This window comes from Pseudomonas imrae, from assembly GCF_046352735.2.
In the GTDB taxonomy this organism is placed as follows: Bacteria; Pseudomonadota; Gammaproteobacteria; order Pseudomonadales; family Pseudomonadaceae; genus Aquipseudomonas; species Aquipseudomonas imrae.
Genome location: NZ_CP110853.2, coordinates 732,402 through 750,684 on the forward strand (window position 1 = coordinate 732,402; position 18,283 = coordinate 750,684).

At 56.3% G+C, this 18,283-nt stretch carries 10 protein-coding genes, 2 tRNA genes, 3 rRNA genes and 1 pseudogene; 10 read left to right on the forward strand and 6 right to left on the reverse strand.

Annotation, left to right across the window (positions count from 1 at the left end):
- Positions 1–88: 88 nt before the first annotated feature.
- The gene (locus OQ460_RS03250) at positions 89–805 is read left to right on the forward strand and encodes an ArsR/SmtB family transcription factor (RefSeq protein WP_410020475.1); all 717 of its coding nucleotides are present in this window, start codon (positions 89–91) and stop codon (positions 803–805) included.
- A gap of 96 nt (positions 806–901) precedes the next feature.
- The gene (locus tag OQ460_RS03255) at positions 902–2,272 is read left to right on the forward strand and encodes an MFS transporter (RefSeq protein ID WP_410020476.1); all 1,371 of its coding nucleotides are present in this window, start codon (positions 902–904) and stop codon (positions 2,270–2,272) included.
- A 75-nt stretch (positions 2,273–2,347) separates the two neighbouring features.
- Here OQ460_RS03255 and OQ460_RS03260 read toward each other — a convergent pair whose 3' ends face one another.
- Positions 2,348–3,301, reverse strand: a complete 954-nt coding sequence (locus OQ460_RS03260) for an adenosine deaminase (RefSeq protein ID WP_410020477.1) — start codon at positions 3,299–3,301, stop codon at positions 2,348–2,350.
- 194 nt (positions 3,302–3,495) lie between these two features.
- Between OQ460_RS03260 and OQ460_RS03265 the strand changes: the two are divergent.
- A pseudogene (locus OQ460_RS03265) lies at positions 3,496–4,551 on the forward strand (calcium:proton antiporter).
- 2 nt (positions 4,552–4,553) lie between these two features.
- Here the strand turns inward: OQ460_RS03265 and OQ460_RS03270 are convergent.
- The 5 genes from OQ460_RS03270 to OQ460_RS03290 form a co-directional block, all read right to left on the reverse strand.
- Positions 4,554–5,909 carry an 8-oxoguanine deaminase gene (locus OQ460_RS03270; RefSeq protein WP_410020478.1) on the reverse strand — a complete coding sequence of 452 codons (1,356 nt, stop codon included), beginning with the start codon at positions 5,907–5,909 and terminating at the stop codon, positions 4,554–4,556.
- Between the two features lie 153 nt (positions 5,910–6,062).
- Complete coding sequence (locus tag OQ460_RS03275; RefSeq protein WP_410020479.1) at positions 6,063–6,749, reverse strand: SDR family oxidoreductase; 687 nt, start codon at positions 6,747–6,749, stop codon at positions 6,063–6,065.
- Positions 6,750–6,937: 188 nt separating this feature from the next.
- Positions 6,938–7,519, reverse strand: a complete 582-nt coding sequence (locus tag OQ460_RS03280) for an IMPACT family protein (RefSeq protein WP_410020480.1) — start codon at positions 7,517–7,519, stop codon at positions 6,938–6,940.
- Between the two features lie 12 nt (positions 7,520–7,531).
- Entirely contained in the window at positions 7,532–8,191 is a 660-nt protein-coding gene (locus OQ460_RS03285; protein WP_410020481.1) for a TetR/AcrR family transcriptional regulator, read from the reverse strand.
- A gap of 148 nt (positions 8,192–8,339) precedes the next feature.
- Positions 8,340–9,260, reverse strand: coding sequence for a LysR family transcriptional regulator (locus OQ460_RS03290; RefSeq protein WP_410020482.1), 921 nt, complete (start codon positions 9,258–9,260; stop codon positions 8,340–8,342).
- 125 nt (positions 9,261–9,385) lie between these two features.
- Here OQ460_RS03290 and OQ460_RS03295 point away from each other — a divergent pair, with 125 nt between their 5' ends.
- The 7 genes from OQ460_RS03295 (at position 9,386) to rrf (ending at position 18,129) form a co-directional block, all read left to right on the forward strand.
- Positions 9,386–10,735 (forward strand): aspartate aminotransferase family protein, encoded by a 1,350-nt coding sequence (locus OQ460_RS03295; RefSeq protein ID WP_410020483.1) that lies wholly within the window; start codon positions 9,386–9,388, stop codon positions 10,733–10,735.
- Positions 10,736–10,809: 74 nt separating this feature from the next.
- Positions 10,810–12,303: a CoA-acylating methylmalonate-semialdehyde dehydrogenase gene (locus tag OQ460_RS03300; protein ID WP_410020484.1), complete on the forward strand. Its 1,494-nt coding sequence runs from the start codon at positions 10,810–10,812 to the stop codon at positions 12,301–12,303.
- Positions 12,304–12,928: 625 nt separating this feature from the next.
- Positions 12,929–14,465 (forward strand): 16S ribosomal RNA (locus OQ460_RS03305).
- A gap of 81 nt (positions 14,466–14,546) precedes the next feature.
- Positions 14,547–14,623 (forward strand) — tRNA-Ile (locus tag OQ460_RS03310).
- 30 nt (positions 14,624–14,653) lie between these two features.
- A tRNA-Ala gene (locus tag OQ460_RS03315) sits at positions 14,654–14,729 on the forward strand.
- 234 nt (positions 14,730–14,963) lie between these two features.
- A 23S ribosomal RNA gene (locus tag OQ460_RS03320) occupies positions 14,964–17,857 on the forward strand.
- 156 nt (positions 17,858–18,013) lie between these two features.
- Positions 18,014–18,129: ribosomal RNA gene (gene rrf / locus OQ460_RS03325) — 5S ribosomal RNA — on the forward strand.
- The 16S, 23S and 5S rRNA genes sit together here with 2 tRNA genes alongside, the layout of an rRNA operon.
- Positions 18,130–18,283 lie beyond the last annotated feature (154 nt).

The window sequence follows — 18,283 nt, forward strand, 5'->3', positions numbered from 1 at the left end:
GCCTGTCGGGCCCTACGGAATACGGAGTTTTCGCACCTATACTTTCGAGCCACGAGCAGCAGACGAATGATTCAACAGGGAGTGAATAATGGAACACGCACTTTGTATCAGCCAGATCGCCACATTACTGGCCGACCCCAAGCGCACTGCGATGATATGGGCATTGATGGACGGCTCGGCCAAACCTTCCGAAGAACTGGCGGCACTGGCCGGTTTATCGACGCCTTCGGCCAATGCCCACTTGGCCCGGTTGGCAGCGGGCGGCTTGCTGCAGGTGGAAGCCCGTGGGCGTAAGCGGTTCTTTCGGGTGGCCGCCCCCGATGTGAGTGCCGCGGTCGAAGCCCTTGCCAGCACCACGGTGGCGAGCGTGGCCCGTAGCCTACCTTCCAGGCCGGTGGCGGTATTGGCTGCGCCGGCCTCGATGCGCCAGGCGCGACTTTGCCAGGGCCACTTGGCTGGCGAACTGGCCGTCGCGCTCTACCAACGAATGCGGGTCGCCAGATGGATCGAACGCCACGAGCAACGGATCGACGTCACTCCCTTGGGCGCGCGCCATCTGGCGCGTCTTGGCATCTTTACCCAGGCGCTGGCCCAGAACTGCAAAGCGCCCATCACCTGTGACTGCTTTGACTGGAGCGAGCAGCAGCCCCATCTGGGCGGGGCATTGGGCGCAGGGTTGCTGCAATTGTTCATGCAGTCGGGCTGGTTGAAAGTCATCAATGAGTCTGCTGCATTGCAGATCACCGAAACAGGCCGGCAGGAAATAGCCCGGCTGGCGCCGTTGCCTGTGGCCTCGGCGGGCTAGCGTCGCTCAGGGTTTTAATCAGGTCGCATCCAGCGAATGCTGCGCTTGGCGATGCCGCACACTCGATCAGGGAATTTTCCACACGAGGGGCAGGGCATGGGCATTCAGGGCTATAGCGCGGCAGAACGACTGGAACGGTTACCCATCAGTGGTTACCACCGACTTATTTTCATCATCATTGCCCTGGCGTTTTTCTTCGACTCCATGGACCTGGCGATGATGACGTTCCTGCTGGGATCAATCAAAGCCGAGTTTGGTTTAAGTACGGCGCAGGCCGGGCTATTGGTCAGTTCGAGCTTTTTCGGCATGGTGGTGGGGGCATCGTTATCGGGAATGTTGGCTGACCGCTTCGGGCGCAAGCCGGTGTTTCAGTGGAGTATCGTTCTGTGGGGCATCGCCAGTTACCTGTGCTCCACGGCGCAGACGGTGGAGATGCTGACGTTGTTTCGCATCCTGTTGGGGATCGGCATGGGCATGGAGTTCCCGATTGCCCAGTCGATGCTCTCGGAGCTGATACCGGCCAAGCGCCGCGGACGCTATATCGCTTTGATGGATGGCTTCTGGCCGCTCGGGTTTGTCGCGGCGGGCGTATTGTCGTATTTCCTGCTGCCGGTGATTGGCTGGCGTGACATTTTCCTGGTGTTGGCCGTGCCGGCGGTGTTTGTTTTGGCGATTCGCTTCTTTATTCCGGAGTCGCCACGTTGGTTGGAGCAGGCCGGGCACGCGGACGCGGCGGATAAGGTATTGCTGGGTATCGAACAGCGTGTGCGTGATTCCCTGGGCGGCGGCCCGTTGCCGGAACCGCTGCGCTTGCCGCGGCTGGAGATTGTGCCGGGGACGTTTTTCTCGGCGTTCCAGCAATTGTGGTCTACGCAGTATCGCCAGCGCACAATGATGATCTGGAGCGTGTGGTTCTTTGCCTTGCTCGGTTTTTACGGCCTCACGTCCTGGCTGAGTGCCCTGTTGCAGCAATCTGGTTTTGCCGTGACCCAGTCGGTGTATTACACGGTGATCATTTCCCTGGGCGGGATTCCGGGCTTTCTGATGGCAGCGTGGTTGGTGGAGCGCTGGGGACGTAAACCCGTGTGCATCGTGACCCTGCTGGGCGGTGGGGTGATGGCGTTTTTATATGGGCAGAGTGCGGTGTTTGGTGGCAATGTCGGCCTGCTGATTGGCACCGGGCTACTGATGCAGTTCTTTCTGTTTGGCATGTGGGCGGTGCTTTACACCTATACACCGGAGCTGTATCCGACGTCGGCGCGGGCGACCGGTTCTGGGTTCGCTTCAGCGGTGGGGCGTGTGGGGTCTTTGTTTGGGCCATTGGTAACAGGGTTGATTTTTCCAATTACCGGGCAGGGTGGGGTGTTTGCCCTGGGAGCGCTGTGTTTTGCTGTGGCGGCTGTGGTGGTGTGGCTGTTCGGGATGGAGACGAAGGGCAAGACGCTGGAGGAGTTGAGCGAGGTCTGAAGGGCGACGCGCCGCCCCTGTGGGAACCGGGCATTCCCGGTTCCCATGTTGGAGTGCGAGGTCAGCGGTCGTTGGTTATGGCTTGACCAATCGCGCATCCAGGCTGTTCTGCGCCAGGCGTTTGGCCTGGTCCTGGGTCATGCCCAGCGAAGTATGCAACGCATGGAAATTCTCGGTGACATAACCACCGAAATACGCCGGGTCATCCGAGTTCACCGTCACCTTTACCCCGCGTTCGAGCATGTCGAGGATGTTGTGCTGGGACATATCATCGAACACGCAGAGTTTGGTGTTGGACAGCGGGCATACGGTCAGCGGGATCTGCTCGTCGATGATTCGCTGCATCAGGCGTTCGTCTTCGATGGCGCGCACCCCATGGTCGATACGCTGGATCTTCAGCAGATCGATAGCTTCCCAGATGTATTCTGGTGGGCCTTCTTCACCGGCGTGTGCCACGGTCAGGAAACCTTCACCACGGGCACGATCGAACACGCGCTGGAACTTGCTTGGCGGGTGGCCCATTTCCGAGCTGTCCAGGCCGACGGCCACAAACGCGTCCCGGAACGGCAGCGCCTGGTCGAGGGTTTTCTCGGCCTCTTCTTCGCTCAGGTGGCGCAGGAAGCTGAGGATCAGACCGCTGCTGATTCCCAGTTGCTGTTCGCCATCCTTGAGTGCCGCCGCGATACCGTTGAGCACGACTTCGAAGGGAATGCCTCGGTCGGTGTGGGTTTGCGGGTCGAAGAAGGGTTCGGTGTGAATCACGTTCTGGGCCTTGCAGCGCAGCAGGTAGGCCCACGTCAGGTCGTAGAAGTCCTGGGAGGTGCGCAATACGTCGGCCCCCTTGTAGTAGAGGTCCAGAAACTCCTGCAGATTGTTGAAGGCATAGGCCTTGCGCAGGGCTTCAACGTCATTCCACGGCAGCGCGATCTTGTTGCGTTCGGCCAGGGCAAACAGTAGCTCCGGCTCCAGTGAGCCTTCCAGGTGCAGGTGCAGTTCAGCCTTGGGCAGGGCGTTGAGCCAATCGTACATTTTCAAATTCTCATCAGGTGCAATGGCGCCATTCTACAGGCCAAGGCCGAAATAATCGGCAAAACCTGACCGAGCGGTAAGCATTCTTCATGCCTGCAGTAATCACCGATTGAACTAAGGTGTAACGAAACGTTAGCGACGCAGCGCAGTCTGTACCCCAACTACGACTGATTCGCTGCGCTAAAAGGCCTGCAATGCTCACATCACTCAAGCAAGAAAAATTCATGTTGCTGGCGCTGGTTGCCGCCATCGTGGCCTATCCGCTGGAACACTGGTTGCTGCATAGCGGGCAGATGGTGGCGCTGTTGGGTGGCCTGGTGCTGATCGGCTTTATCGTCATGGCGTCGATGCGCGTGGCCCACCATGCGGAGGTGTTGGCAGAAAAAGTCGGCGATCCCTATGGCACCATGATCCTTACCCTCGCCGCCGTGCTGGTGGAAGTGGTGATCCTGGCGATCATGATGAGTGTCTAGAAAATCATGATGCTGGACATCAACGGTATCCTCGGCCTGGCCGCGCTGATGGGCGGCATCAAGCATGGCGAACAGTCCTACAACGATGATTCGGCGCGAACCTACAGCGTGATGATTCTCACCGCCATGGGTGTGTCGATGGTGGTGCCGGAATTTATTCCCGAGGCGGACTGGAAGATTTACTCGGCCTTCACCATCGGTGCGATGGTGGTGTTGTACACCTTGTTCCTGCGGATGCAGGTCGGACCTCACAGTTACTTCTTCAGTTACAGCTACCCGGAAAAACGTCGCAAGCAGTTGCCGCAGGGAGAAGCCTCGTCGGTCAATCTGACATTCTCCATCGCGACGCTGGTCTTTGGGGTGGTGGTGATTGGCGCATTGGCCGAGGTGATGTCCAAGACCCTGGACCTCGGCCTTGAGGGAACGGGTGCGCCTCCGGTGATTACGGCAATCCTAGTGGCGGCAATATCGGCAGCGCCGGAGATCTTGACTGCGTTGCGCGCAGCCTTGGCCAATCGCATGCAGTCGGTGGTCAACATCGCGTTGGGTGCATCGCTGTCGACGGTGATCCTGACCGTGCCGGTAATGGAAGCAATGGCGCTGTACACCGGCCAACCGTTTCAGATGGCAATGACGCCAGTGCAGACGGTGATGGTGTTTATCACGCTGATTGTCTGTGCGATCAACCTCAACGATGGCGAAACCAACGCCATCGAAGGGATGACCCATTTTGTGTTGTTTGCGACCTTTATCATGCTGTCGCTGCTGGGGCTCTAGTCTTAGCCTGCGATCAGCTCCCGCGCCGCCTGGCTGTGATCGGCAATCAGGCCTTTAAGGTCCAGACCTTCGACCTGTCCGTCGATCACCCGCCACTTGCCCCCCACCATCACGCGATCCGCACGGTCGGCACCGCACAGCAGCAGTGCCGATAGCGGGTCGTGGCTGCCGGAGAAACGCAGTTCATCAAGTTTGAACAGCGCCAGGTCGGCCTGTTTTCCTACGGCCAATTCGCCAATGTCAGTGCGGCCGAGCAGTTTTGCCGAGCCTTGGGTGGCCCAGCCGAGTACCCCTTCAGGTGTGATTTTCTCGGCTCCGTAGCGCAAGCGTTGGATATACAGGGCTTGGCGGGTTTCCAGGATCATATTGGAAGCGTCGTTGGAGGCCGAACCGTCCACTCCCAGCCCGACGGGGGCACCGGCGGCGATCAGGTCCAGGGTCGGACAAATGCCCGAGGCCAGGCGCATATTGGAGCTTGGGCAATGACAGATACCGGTACCGGCCGCCCCCAGGCGAGTAATTTCTTCAGGATTGAAATGAATGCCGTGGGCCAGCCAGGTGCGAGGCCCCAGCCAGCCGACGCTGTCCAGATAGTCCACGGTGCGCAGGCCAAACCGTTGCAGGCAGAAGTCTTCTTCGTCGAGGGTTTCCGCCAGGTGCGTGTGCAGGCGTACGTCGAGGTTGTTGGCCAACTCGGCGCTGGCGGCCATGATTTGTGGTGTCACCGAAAACGGTGAGCAAGGTGCCAGGGCAATCTGGATTTGCGCGCCATCGCCACGCTCATGGTACTGGGCGATCAGGCGCTGACTGTCTTCCAGGATAACTTCGCCCTGCTGCACCGTCTGTTGCGGCGGAAGCCCGCCGTCCGCTTCGCCCAGGCTCATGGAGCCGCGGGTCAGCATGGCGCGCATGCCCAGTTCGCGGACACTTTCGACCTGTACGTCGATGGCGTTTTCCAGGCCCTCGGGAAACAGATAGTGATGATCCGCTGCCGTGGTGCAACCCGAAAGCAGCAACTCGGCCAACGCCACCTTGCTGGCAAGCGCGAGTTTGTCGGGCGTCAGGCGAGCCCATACCGGATACAAGGTTTTCAACCACGGGAACAACGGCTGGTTGACCACGGGCGCCCAGGCGCGGGTCAGGGTTTGATAGAAGTGGTGGTGGGTGTTGATCAGACCGGGAAGCACCACGTGCTCGCGGGCGTCGAAGACTTGTCCACAGGCTGTGGCAGGTTGTTGCCCGAGGGCGAGGACTTCGACGATTACACCGTCCTGCAGCACCAGGCCACCACGGGCGTCGAGGGTGTTGGCGGTGAAAATCGCAAGAGGGTTTTTTAACCAGATACGGGTCGCAGGCATTGGCCGGCTCCTCTGAATGATGGGTTCAGGTTTGCCAGCTCAGTGTTGCCCTGTCTGCTGATCCAGGGTCGCCGGTGAGGGCGAGATGGGCAGTCTACGTGTAGTCCAAAGCCGGGTCTATCACCGGTAATCGGTGATAGACCCGTAGGAGAATTACCAAGGTATGGTTTCGCCTCGGTAATTTACAAAGTGATGGCCACCCTTGCCTGCATAGGCATTCACTTGGGTGATCAAGCCTTGTACGCTGGTCTGCACGTCCAGGTCGGCACCTTCGCCGCCCATATCGGTTTTGACCCAGCCCGGATGCAGCGACAGCACCGTCAACTTCTGCTCGCCCAATTGCGTGACAAAGCTGTTGGTCATGGAGTTCAGCGCGGCCTTGCTGGCTTTGTACAGCGCAAGGTCCGGCGCGTCGGGCATGGTCACGCTGCCCAGCACCGAACTCATAAATGCCAGTACGCCACTGTCTTTGCGAATGTGCGGGGCAAAGCGCTGTGCCAGGTTGATCGGCGCTACGGCGTTGGTGAAAAACAGTTGGCCGACTTCGGCCTGGGTCGCATGGCCCGGTGTCTGGTTGGCCGGGCCCTTGATGCCGGCGTTGACGAACAGCAGGTCGAAAGTCTGCGCCTTCAGGCGTTGGCTCAAGGCAATCACGGCTTGTTGATCGTCCATGTCCAGCTGTTCGATGGATGCCGGGCCGAGGGCTTTCAAGGCATCGGCCTTCTGCGGATCACGCACAGTGGCGGTGACTTGCCAGCCATCCGCCAGCAGTTGTTTGACCAAGCCAAGGCCAAGGCCTCGGGAGGCGCCGATGACCAGTGCAGTTTTTGGCGTAGACATGAGTAGCTTCCTTCGCGGTGCAGGTTCATGGGTTCGGTGAACAACGGTGCCTGAGTCTTTGCTGCAATTCCAGCTGGGCTCAAGCTGGATAAAAAATGACCAACGCTTTGAATGCCTTATGACAGAAGGGTTACAGGCGGATGTGCTCAGGTTATCCACAGGCAGGTGCACAGTAGATGTGGGCAATTTCAACGTTCCAGACGGATTCGCCCGCGGCTTAAATCTGCCAGGTGCGTTTGCAATGTGTCGATCTGGGCTTCACCCAGCGCCAGTTGAAGCTCCACGCCGTTGGCGGTGAAGGTTTCCTCAACCATCAAGCCGCCCAGTTCGGCAACACGTAGTTTTACCAAGGGCAGTTCAGCAAAACCGCACGCGCAGGTCAGCGGCACGCGGCTGATCAGCTCGATGCGCTCGGCGTTCTGCAGGCACTTATTGGCGCCACCGCCGTAGGCCCGGGCCAGGCCGCCGGTGCCCAGTTGAATGCCGCCGTACCAGCGGATCACCAGAACCACCACCTGATCGAAGTCTTGGGCCTCGATGGCTGCCAGGATCGGACGCCCGGCCGTGCCACCGGGCTCTCCGTCATCGTTGCTGCGGTATTGCCCGCCCAGCTTCCATGCCCAGCAATTATGCGTGGCGTTCAGGTCGCTGTGCTGCTCGATAAACGCCTGAGCGTCCTGGGGGCAGGTAATGGGGGCGGCGAGGGTGATAAAGCGGCTTTTGCGAATCTCTTCGCGCAACTCGCACAAGCCGGTAAGCGTAAAAGACATGGATGGCTTCGTTTAGAAGGGTGGCTTGATGCCACAGCCTTTGAGAATGATGTGGATAAGGTTGGTGCCGGCGTCTTCCATATCGTTTTTGGTCAGCTTGGTGCGGCCGGTAACACGACAGATCTGAGTGGCAAAGTCGGCATAGTGCTGGGTGCTGCCCCAGAGCAGGAAGATCAAGTGGACCGGGTCGATGGGGTCCATTTTGCCCGCATCGATCCAGGCCTGGAACACTGCCGCCCGGCCACTGAACCAAGCGCGGTAATCCTGGCTGAAATACTCCGTCAGGCATTCGCCGCCACTGATGATCTCCATGGCGAAAATCCGCGAAGCTTGCGGCTGGCGCCGGGAAAACTCCATTTTGGCCCGGATATAACGGGTCAGTGCTTCAGCCGGATCGTCATCGGCGGTCAGCGTGTTGAACGCGCTGTCCCACAGTTCGAGGATATTGCTGAGTACCGCAACGTAAAGCCCCAGCTTATTGGTGAAGTAATAGTGCAGGTTGGCCTTCGGCAGCCCAGCGCTTGTCGCGATGGTGTTCATGCTGGTGCCTTTGTAGCCATGACGGGCGAATTGGTCTTCGGCGGCCTGGATGATCGCTTGTTCGTTCTTTTGCCGAATGCGGCTTGCAGGTTTTTCGGCGTGGTTGTTGTGGGCAGGAACTTCGAGGCTCATGGAGGTTTCCGTGCAGATCGATGAATGCGACTGATGCACAGATAACCCACCCACAAGTCTCAGACAAGTCCCGATACGATAAAAGCGTCAAGGCTGAAGGGCCTGGCCCGCAGGTCTTGCAAAAAGCTGTTCATTCATACGTCCCGTATTATCGGGTCGCAGCAAGGCTTTCGAGAAAGCTTTCCAGGACCAGATGGGGGCGACGTCCCTTGCGTGTGACCGAAGCGAGGCTCAGGTCATAGAAGCGCGCTGCAGGTTTCAGGGCACGTAGCCGGCCTTGTTGCACCCAAAGGCTGGCGTAGTGATCAGGCAGATAACCAATGTAGCGACCGGTCAGGATCAGGAAGGCCATGCCTTCGCGGTCGGACGCGCTGGCGGTGCAATTGAGGGCTTGATAATGGGCCTGAATTTCGGCCGGCAAGCGAAAAGTTGGTGCGATGGCATCTTGGCTATTGATGCGCTCCTCATCCAATTGCCTGTCGTCGGCGTAGAACAAAGGGTGGCCGACGGCGCAATAGAGCAGCGAGCGTTCGCTGTACAGCGGTTGATATTCCAGGCCCGAGAGGGCGCTGGCTTGAGGAACCACGCCGACGTGCAAGCGACCGTCGAGCACGCCTTGCTCGACCTCATTGGGCGCAATCATGCGTATCTGGATTTGCACGTCCGGGCCGCGCTCTTTCAGTTGTGCCAGGGCATGTGTAATGCGCATGTGAGGAAGGGTCACGAGGTTATCGGTCAGGCCGATGATCAGCTCCCCGCGCAGGTGTTGATGCAGGCCATTGACTTCAGTGCGGAAACTTTCCAGCGCACTTAACAGCTGCAGCACGGACTGATAAACCTCGCGACCTTCCTCCGTCAGCGAAAACCCGGCGCGCCCGCGCTGGCATAAACGCAAGCCCAGGCGTTGTTCAAGGTCGCTCATCTGCTGGCTGATGGCCGAACGCCCGATACCCAATACCGCCTCCGCCGCCGAGAAGCCACCGCATTCCACCACGCTGCGAAAGATACGCAACAGGCGGATATCGAAGTCGCTGACTTGTGCCAGGGGATCGGGGCGACGGCTGCTCATAGTTTAGTAAAGCCCTGACTGAAGGTTAGAAGAGTTGGATTTCACCGACTTTATCCTCGTGGCAATTTAGCTGCAAGAACGCTTTTCAATCCCGACGCTGCCGTATGTCCTGCGAGGTTTTGCTGATGAACATGCCTGAAAACGCCCCGTCCTCCCTGGCCAGCCAATTGAAGCTGGATGCCCATTGGATGCCCTACACCGCTAACCGCAACTTCCAGCGTGACCCGCGTCTGATTGTGGGCGCCGAAGGCAGTTGGTTGATCGATGACAAGGGGCGTCGGGTTTACGATTCGTTGTCGGGCCTCTGGACCTGCGGCGCCGGGCATACGCGCAAGGAAATCCAGGAGGCGGTGGCCAAGCAGCTTGGCACCCTGGATTATTCGCCAGGTTTTCAGTACGGCCATCCGTTGTCATTTCAGTTGGCGGAAAAAATCACCGACCTGACGCCTGGCAACCTCAATCATGTGTTTTTCACTGACTCCGGCTCCGAGTGCGCCGATACGGCAGTGAAGATGGTGCGTGCCTACTGGCGTCTTAAAGGCCAGGCGACCAAGACCAAGATGATTGGTCGCGCCCGTGGTTACCACGGTGTGAATATCGCCGGCACGAGCCTGGGTGGCGTCAACGGTAACCGCAAGATGTTTGGCCAGGCGATGATGGATGTCGACCACCTGCCGCACACTCTGCTGGCGAGCAATGCGTTCTCCCGCGGGATGCCGGAGCAGGGCGGGATTGCCTTGGCCGATGAGTTGCTCAAGTTGATCGAACTGCATGACGCTTCCAATATCGCGGCGGTGTTTGTCGAACCGCTGGCCGGTTCCGCGGGCGTGTTGGTACCGCCACAGGGCTACCTCAAGCGTCTGCGCGAGATTTGTGATCAACACAACATTCTGTTGGTGTTCGATGAAGTGATCACCGGCTTCGGTCGTACCGGCTCGATGTTTGGCGCCGATAGCTTCGGTGTGACGCCGGACTTGATGTGCATCGCCAAGCAAGTCACCAATGGTGCGATTCCTATGGGCGCGGTGATTGCCAGCAGCGAGATCTATCAGACCTTCATGAACCAGGCCACGCCTGAATATGCGGTGGAGTTCCCCCACGGTTATACCTACTCGGCACACCCGGTGGCTTGCGCCGCTGGCCTGGCAGCATTGGATCTGCTGCAGAAGGAAAGCCTGGTGCAGAGCGTGGCTGAAGTCGCACCGCACTTCGAGAATGCGCTGCACGGTCTGAAGGGCGGCAAGAACATTATCGATATCCGCAACTATGGCTTGGCCGGTGCAATCCAGATCGCACCGCGTGATGGAGACGCCATCGTGCGTCCTTTCGAGGCGGGGATGGCGCTGTGGAAAGCCGGTTTCTACGTGCGCTTTGGCGGTGACACCCTGCAGTTCGGACCAACCTTCAACAGTAAGCCGCAGGACCTGGACCGTTTGTTCGATGCGGTCGGCGAAGTGTTGAACAAGATCGACTGATTTCTCCTTCTATATAGAACACACAGCAGGCGCGGCGAGTATCGCGCCTGTGGAAAACTTTTCAGGAGCCCTGCATGAGCCTCATCCAGCATTTGATCAACGGTGAACTGGTAACCGACAGCGGTCGTAGCGCCGACGTCTACAACCCGTCTACCGGCAAAGTCATTCACCAGGTCCCTCTGGCCAGCCGTGAAACCATTCAGGTCGCAATCGACTCGGCCAAGGCCGCGTTCCCGGCCTGGCGCAATACACCGCCGGCCAAGCGTGCCCAGGTCATGTTTCGTTTCAAGCAATTGCTCGAACAGAATGAGGCACGTATCTCGCAATTGATCAGCGAAGAGCACGGCAAGACATTGGAAGATGCTGCCGGTGAGCTCAAGCGCGGGATCGAGAACGTGGAGTACGCATGCTCGGCACCGGAGATCCTCAAGGGTGAATACAGCCGTAACGTCGGCCCGAACATTGATGCCTGGTCGGATTTCCAGCCGTTGGGCGTGGTGGCCGGGATTACGCCGTTCAACTTTCCAGCCATGGTCCCGCTGTGGATGTACCCGCTGGCGATTGTCTGCGGCAACTGTTTCATTCTCAAGCCATCGGAACGCGATCCAAGTTCTACACTGCTGATCGCGCAGCTGTTGCAGGAAGCGGGTCTGCCTAAAGGCGTGCTGAGCGTAGTGCACGGCGACAAAGGTGCAGTGGATGCGCTGATCGAGGCGCCGGAAGTCAAGGCATTGAGTTTTGTAGGCTCGACGCCGATTGCCGAGTACATCTACTCCGAAGCCACCAAGCGAGGCAAACGCGTCCAGGCATTGGGTGGGGCGAAGAATCATGCCGTGCTGATGCCGGATGCGGATCTGGACAATGCGGTCAGTGCCTTGATGGGGGCTGCCTATGGTTCGTGCGGCGAGCGTTGCATGGCCATCTCCGTGGCGGTGTGTGTCGGCGATCAGGTTGCCGATGCGCTGGTTGCCAAATTGGTACCGCAGATCAAGGCGCTGAAGATTGGTGCCGGGACAACCTGTGGGTTGGACATGGGGCCGCTGGTGACGGGGCAGGCTCGGGATAAAGTCAGTGGCTATATAGAAGACGGTGTTTCCAGCGGTGCTGAGTTGGTGGTTGATGGTCGCGGCCTGAGTGTGGCCGGCCATGAAGATGGGTTCTTCCTGGGGGGGAGCCTGTTTGACCGTGTGACTCCCGAGATGCGTATCTATAAAGAAGAAATTTTCGGACCGGTATTGTGTGTGGTTCGTGTGAGTAGCCTGGAAGCTGCGATGCAACTGATCAATGATCACGAGTACGGCAACGGCACTTGCATCTTTACCCGTGACGGTGAAGCGGCGCGTCTGTTCTGTGACGAGATTGAAGTGGGCATGGTTGGCGTCAACGTTCCATTGCCGGTACCGGTGGCCTATCACAGCTTTGGCGGTTGGAAGCGTTCGCTGTTTGGTGATCTGCATGCCTATGGTCCGGACGGGGTGCGCTTCTACACCCGTCGCAAGGCGATTACCCAGCGTTGGCCGCAACGGGCCAGCCATGAAGCGTCGCAATTCGCCTTTCCAAGCTTGTAAGTAGAAAGTAGAAGGGCCGGTCCTTTTGGGCCGGCCTTTGCTTTTCGGGGCTTTTTCGACTGTTATGACAGTTTTGTGAAAATAGGGGTTGACGGCAGATTCTGGAAGTCTATAATTCGCCCCACTTCCGGCGCAGTCGAAACGGAAAACTCCTTGGTAAACAAAGAGTTATGCGGAATTCGACAGCGACCTGCTTCAGATCATCGAAGTCTGGAAGGAGTTGGTAGAGCAAGGTTGTTTGGCTCTATTAACGGCTCGATCTTCTCGGTCGAAAGCGGAGAAAAAGAGGTGTTGACAGCAGCGTGTAACGCTGTAGAATTCGCCTCCCGCTAACGAGAGATCGGAAGCGCAAGTGGTTGAAGTTGCAGAGGAAACTTTGAAAACTTCTTAAAATAACCGCTTGACAGCAACAGAGGCTGCTGTAGAATGCGCGCCTCGGTTGAGACGAAAGATCTTAACCAACCGCTCTTTAACAACTGAATCAAGCAATTCGTGTGGGTGCTTGTGGAGTCAGACTGATAGTCAACAAGATTATCAGCATCACAAGTTACTCCGCGAGAAATCAAAGATGTAACCAACGATTGCTGAGCCAAGTTTAGGGTTTCTTAAAAACCCAAAGATGTTTGAACTGAAGAGTTTGATCATGGCTCAGATTGAACGCTGGCGGCAGGCCTAACACATGCAAGTCGAGCGGTAGAGAGAAGCTTGCTTCTCTTGAGAGCGGCGGACGGGTGAGTAATGCCTAGGAATCTGCCTGGTAGTGGGGGATAACGTTCGGAAACGGACGCTAATACCGCATACGTCCTACGGGAGAAAGCAGGGGACCTTCGGGCCTTGCGCTATCAGATGAGCCTAGGTCGGATTAGCTAGTTGGTGGGGTAATGGCTCACCAAGGCGACGATCCGTAACTGGTCTGAGAGGATGATCAGTCACACTGGAACTGAGACACGGTCCAGACTCCTACGGGAGGCAGCAGTGGGGAATATTGGACAATGGGCGAAAGCCTGATCCAGCCATGCCGCGTGTGTGAAGAAGGTCTTCGGATTGTAAAGCACTTTAAGTTGGGAGGAAGGGTTGTAGATTAATACTCTGCAATTTTGACGTTACCGACAGAATAAGCACCGGCTAACTCTGTGCCAGCAGCCGCGGTAATACAGAGGGTGCAAGCGTTAATCGGAATTACTGGGCGTAAAGCGCGCGTAGGTGGTTTGTTAAGTTGGATGTGAAATCCCCGGGCTCAACCTGGGAACTGCATTCAAAACTGACTGACTAGAGTATGGTAGAGGGTGGTGGAATTTCCTGTGTAGCGGTGAAATGCGTAGATATAGGAAGGAACACCAGTGGCGAAGGCGACCACCTGGACTGATACTGACACTGAGGTGCGAAAGCGTGGGGAGCAAACAGGATTAGATACCCTGGTAGTCCACGCCGTAAACGATGTCAACTAGCCGTTGGGAGCCTTGAGCTCTTAGTGGCGCAGCTAACGCATTAAGTTGACCGCCTGGGGAGTACGGCCGCAAGGTTAAAACTCAAATGAATTGACGGGGGCCCGCACAAGCGGTGGAGCATGTGGTTTAATTCGAAGCAACGCGAAGAACCTTACCAGGCCTTGACATCCAATGAACTTTCTAGAGATAGATTGGTGCCTTCGGGAACATTGAGACAGGTGCTGCATGGCTGTCGTCAGCTCGTGTCGTGAGATGTTGGGTTAAGTCCCGTAACGAGCGCAACCCTTGTCCTTAGTTACCAGCACGTAATGGTGGGCACTCTAAGGAGACTGCCGGTGACAAACCGGAGGAAGGTGGGGATGACGTCAAGTCATCATGGCCCTTACGGCCTGGGCTACACACGTGCTACAATGGTCGGTACAGAGGGTTGCCAAGCCGCGAGGTGGAGCTAATCCCATAAAACCGATCGTAGTCCGGATCGCAGTCTGCAACTCGACTGCGTGAAGTCGGAATCGCTAGTAATCGCGAATCAGAATGTCGCGGTGAATACGTTCCCGGGCCTTGTACACACCGCCCGTCACACCATGGGAGTGGGTTGCACCAGAAGTAGCTAGTCTAACCTTCGGGAGGACGGTTACCACGGTGTGATTCATGACTGGGGTGAAGTCGTAACAAGGTAGCCGTAGGGGAACCTGCGGCTGGATCACCTCCTTAATCGACGACATCAGCTGCTCCATAAGTTCCCACACGAATTGCTTGATTCATTGAAGAAGACGAAAGAAGCAGCCCGAAATTGGGTCTGTAGCTCAGTTGGTTAGAGCGCACCCCTGATAAGGGTGAGGTCGGCAGTTCGAATCTGCCCAGACCCACCAATTTTGTGTGGGAAACGCCTGTAGAAATACGGGGCCATAGCTCAGCTGGGAGAGCGCCTGCCTTGCACGCAGGAGGTCAACGGTTCGATCCCGTTTGGCTCCACCACTACTGCTTCTGTCGGTATAAAGCTTAGAAATGAGCATTCCATTGTGATGATGGTGAATGTTGATTTCTAGTCTTTGACTAGTTCGTTCTTTAAAAATTTGGGTATGTGATAGAAAGATAGACTGGACGTTACTTTCACTGGTAACGGATCAGGCTAAGGTAAAATTTGTGAGTAATTGCGAATTTTCGGCGAATGTTGTCTTCACAGTATAACCAGATTGCTTGGGGTTATATGGTCAAGTGAAGAAGCGCATACGGTGGATGCCTTGGCAGTCAGAGGCGATGAAAGACGTGGTAGCCTGCGAAAAGCTTCGGGGAGTCGGCAAACAGACTTTGATCCGGAGATGTCTGAATGGGGGAACCCAGCCATCATAAGATGGTTATCTTGTACTGAATACATAGGTGCAAGAGGCGAACCAGGGGAACTGAAACATCTAAGTACCCTGAGGAAAAGAAATCAACCGAGATTCCCTTAGTAGTGGCGAGCGAACGGGGACTAGCCCTTAAGTGGTTTTGAGATTAGCGGAACGCTCTGGAAAGTGCGGCCATAGTGGGTGATAGCCCTGTACGCGAAAATCTCTTAGTCATGAAATCGAGTAGGACGGAGCACGAGAAACTTTGTCTGAATATGGGGGGACCATCCTCCAAGGCTAAATACTACTGACTGACCGATAGTGAACTAGTACCGTGAGGGAAAGGCGAAAAGAACCCCGGAGAGGGGAGTGAAATAGATCCTGAAACCGTATGCGTACAAGCAGTGGGAGCCCACTTTGTTGGGTGACTGCGTACCTTTTGTATAATGGGTCAGCGACTTATTTTCAGTGGCGAGCTTAACCGAATAGGGGAGGCGTAGCGAAAGCGAGTCTTAATAGGGCGTCTAGTCGCTGGGAATAGACCCGAAACCGGGCGATCTATCCATGGGCAGGTTGAAGGTTGGGTAACACTAACTGGAGGACCGAACCGACTACCGTTGAAAAGTTAGCGGATGACCTGTGGATCGGAGTGAAAGGCTAATCAAGCTCGGAGATAGCTGGTTCTCCTCGAAAGCTATTTAGGTAGCGCCTCATGTATCACTGTAGGGGGTAGAGCACTGTTTCGGCTAGGGGGTCATCCCGACTTACCAAACCGATGCAAACTCCGAATACCTACAAGTGCCGAGCATGGGAGACACACGGCGGGTGCTAACGTCCGTCGTGAAAAGGGAAACAACCCAGACCGTCAGCTAAGGTCCCAAAGTTATGGTTAAGTGGGAAACGATGTGGGAAGGCTTAGACAGCTAGGAGGTTGGCTTAGAAGCAGCCACCCTTTAAAGAAAGCGTAATAGCTCACTAGTCGAGTCGGCCTGCGCGGAAGATGTAACGGGGCTCAAACCATACACCGAAGCTACGGGTATCATCTTAGGATGATGCGGTAGAGGAGCGTTCTGTAAGCCTGTGAAGGTGAGTTGAGAAGCTTGCTGGAGGTATCAGAAGTGCGAATGCTGACATGAGTAACGACAATGGGTGTGAAAAACACCCACGCCGAAAGACCAAGGTTTCCTGCGCAACGTTAATCGACGCAGGGTTAGTCGGTCCCTAAGGCGAGGCTGAAAAGCGTAGTCGATGGAAAACAGGTTAATATTCCTGTACTTCTGGTTATTGCGATGGAGGGACGGAGAAGGCTAGGCCAGCTTGGCGTTGGTTGTCCAAGTTTAAGGTGGTAGGCTGGAATCTTAGGTAAATCCGGGATTCTAAGGCCGAGAGCTGATGACGAGTCATCTTTTAGATGACGAAGTGGTTGATGCCATGCTTCCAAGAAAAGCTTCTAAGCTTCAGGTAACCAGGAACCGTACCCCAAACCGACACAGGTGGTTGGGTAGAGAATACCAAGGCGCTTGAGAGAACTCGGGTGAAGGAACTAGGCAAAATGGCACCGTAACTTCGGGAGAAGGTGCGCCGGTGAGGGTGAAGGACTTGCTCCGTAAGCTCATGCCGGTCGAAGATACCAGGCCGCTGCGACTGTTTATTAAAAACACAGCACTCTGCAAACACGAAAGTGGACGTATAGGGTGTGACGCCTGCCCGGTGCCGGAAGGTTAATTGATGGGGTTAGCTAACGCGAAGCTCTTGATCGAAGCCCCGGTAAACGGCGGCCGTAACTATAACGGTCCTAAGGTAGCGAAATTCCTTGTCGGGTAAGTTCCGACCTGCACGAATGGCGTAACGATGGCGGCGCTGTCTCCACCCGAGACTCAGTGAAATTGAAATCGCTGTGAAGATGCAGTGTATCCGCGGCTAGACGGAAAGACCCCGTGAACCTTTACTATAGCTTTGCACTGGACTTTGAATTTGCTTGTGTAGGATAGGTGGGAGGCTTTGAAGCGTGGACGCCAGTTCGCGTGGAGCCAACCTTGAAATACCACCCTGGCAACTTTGAGGTTCTAACTCAGGTCCGTTATCCGGATCGAGGACAGTGTATGGTGGGTAGTTTGACTGGGGCGGTCTCCTCCTAAAGAGTAACGGAGGAGTACGAAGGTGCGCTCAGACCGGTCGGAAATCGGTCGTAGAGTATAAAGGCAAAAGCGCGCTTGACTGCGAGACAGACACGTCGAGCAGGTACGAAAGTAGGTCTTAGTGATCCGGTGGTTCTGTATGGAAGGGCCATCGCTCAACGGATAAAAGGTACTCCGGGGATAACAGGCTGATACCGCCCAAGAGTTCATATCGACGGCGGTGTTTGGCACCTCGATGTCGGCTCATCACATCCTGGGGCTGAAGCCGGTCCCAAGGGTATGGCTGTTCGCCATTTAAAGTGGTACGCGAGCTGGGTTTAGAACGTCGTGAGACAGTTCGGTCCCTATCTGCCGTGGACGTTTGAGATTTGAGAGGGGCTGCTCCTAGTACGAGAGGACCGGAGTGGACGAACCTCTGGTGTTCCGGTTGTCACGCCAGTGGCATTGCCGGGTAGCTATGTTCGGAATAGATAACCGCTGAAAGCATCTAAGCGGGAAACTAGCCTCAAGATGAGATCTCACTGGAACCTTGAGTTCCCTGAAGGGCCGTCGAAGACTACGACGTTGATAGGTTGGGTGTGTAAGCGCTGTGAGGCGTTGAGCTAACCAATACTAATTGCCCGTGAGGCTTGACCATATAACACCCAAGCAATTTGAGTACTCGAAAGAGCATCAGATTGCGGTGTGTGAAGACGATACAAACCGAAAGTTTGCGCTCACAAAACACCGAACGCTGTCACATACCCAATTTGCTGAAGCGAGGCCATCTGGTCACGACTCAGTACCCGAATTTCTTGACGACCATAGAGCATTGGAACCACCTGATCCCATCCCGAACTCAGTAGTGAAACGATGCATCGCCGATGGTAGTGTGGGGTTTCCCCATGTGAGAGTAGGTCATCGTCAAGATTAAATTCCGAAACCCCATTTGCGAAAGCAGATGGGGTTTTGTTTTGGACGGTCGAAAAGTGCGGCGGTTGCCTTCAAGCCGCTAGCCTTACGAGCAGGGCGTACCTCGCTTGCAGCCTGCAACTGCCTTCGATGTTAAAGTCCTCTCCTCGAT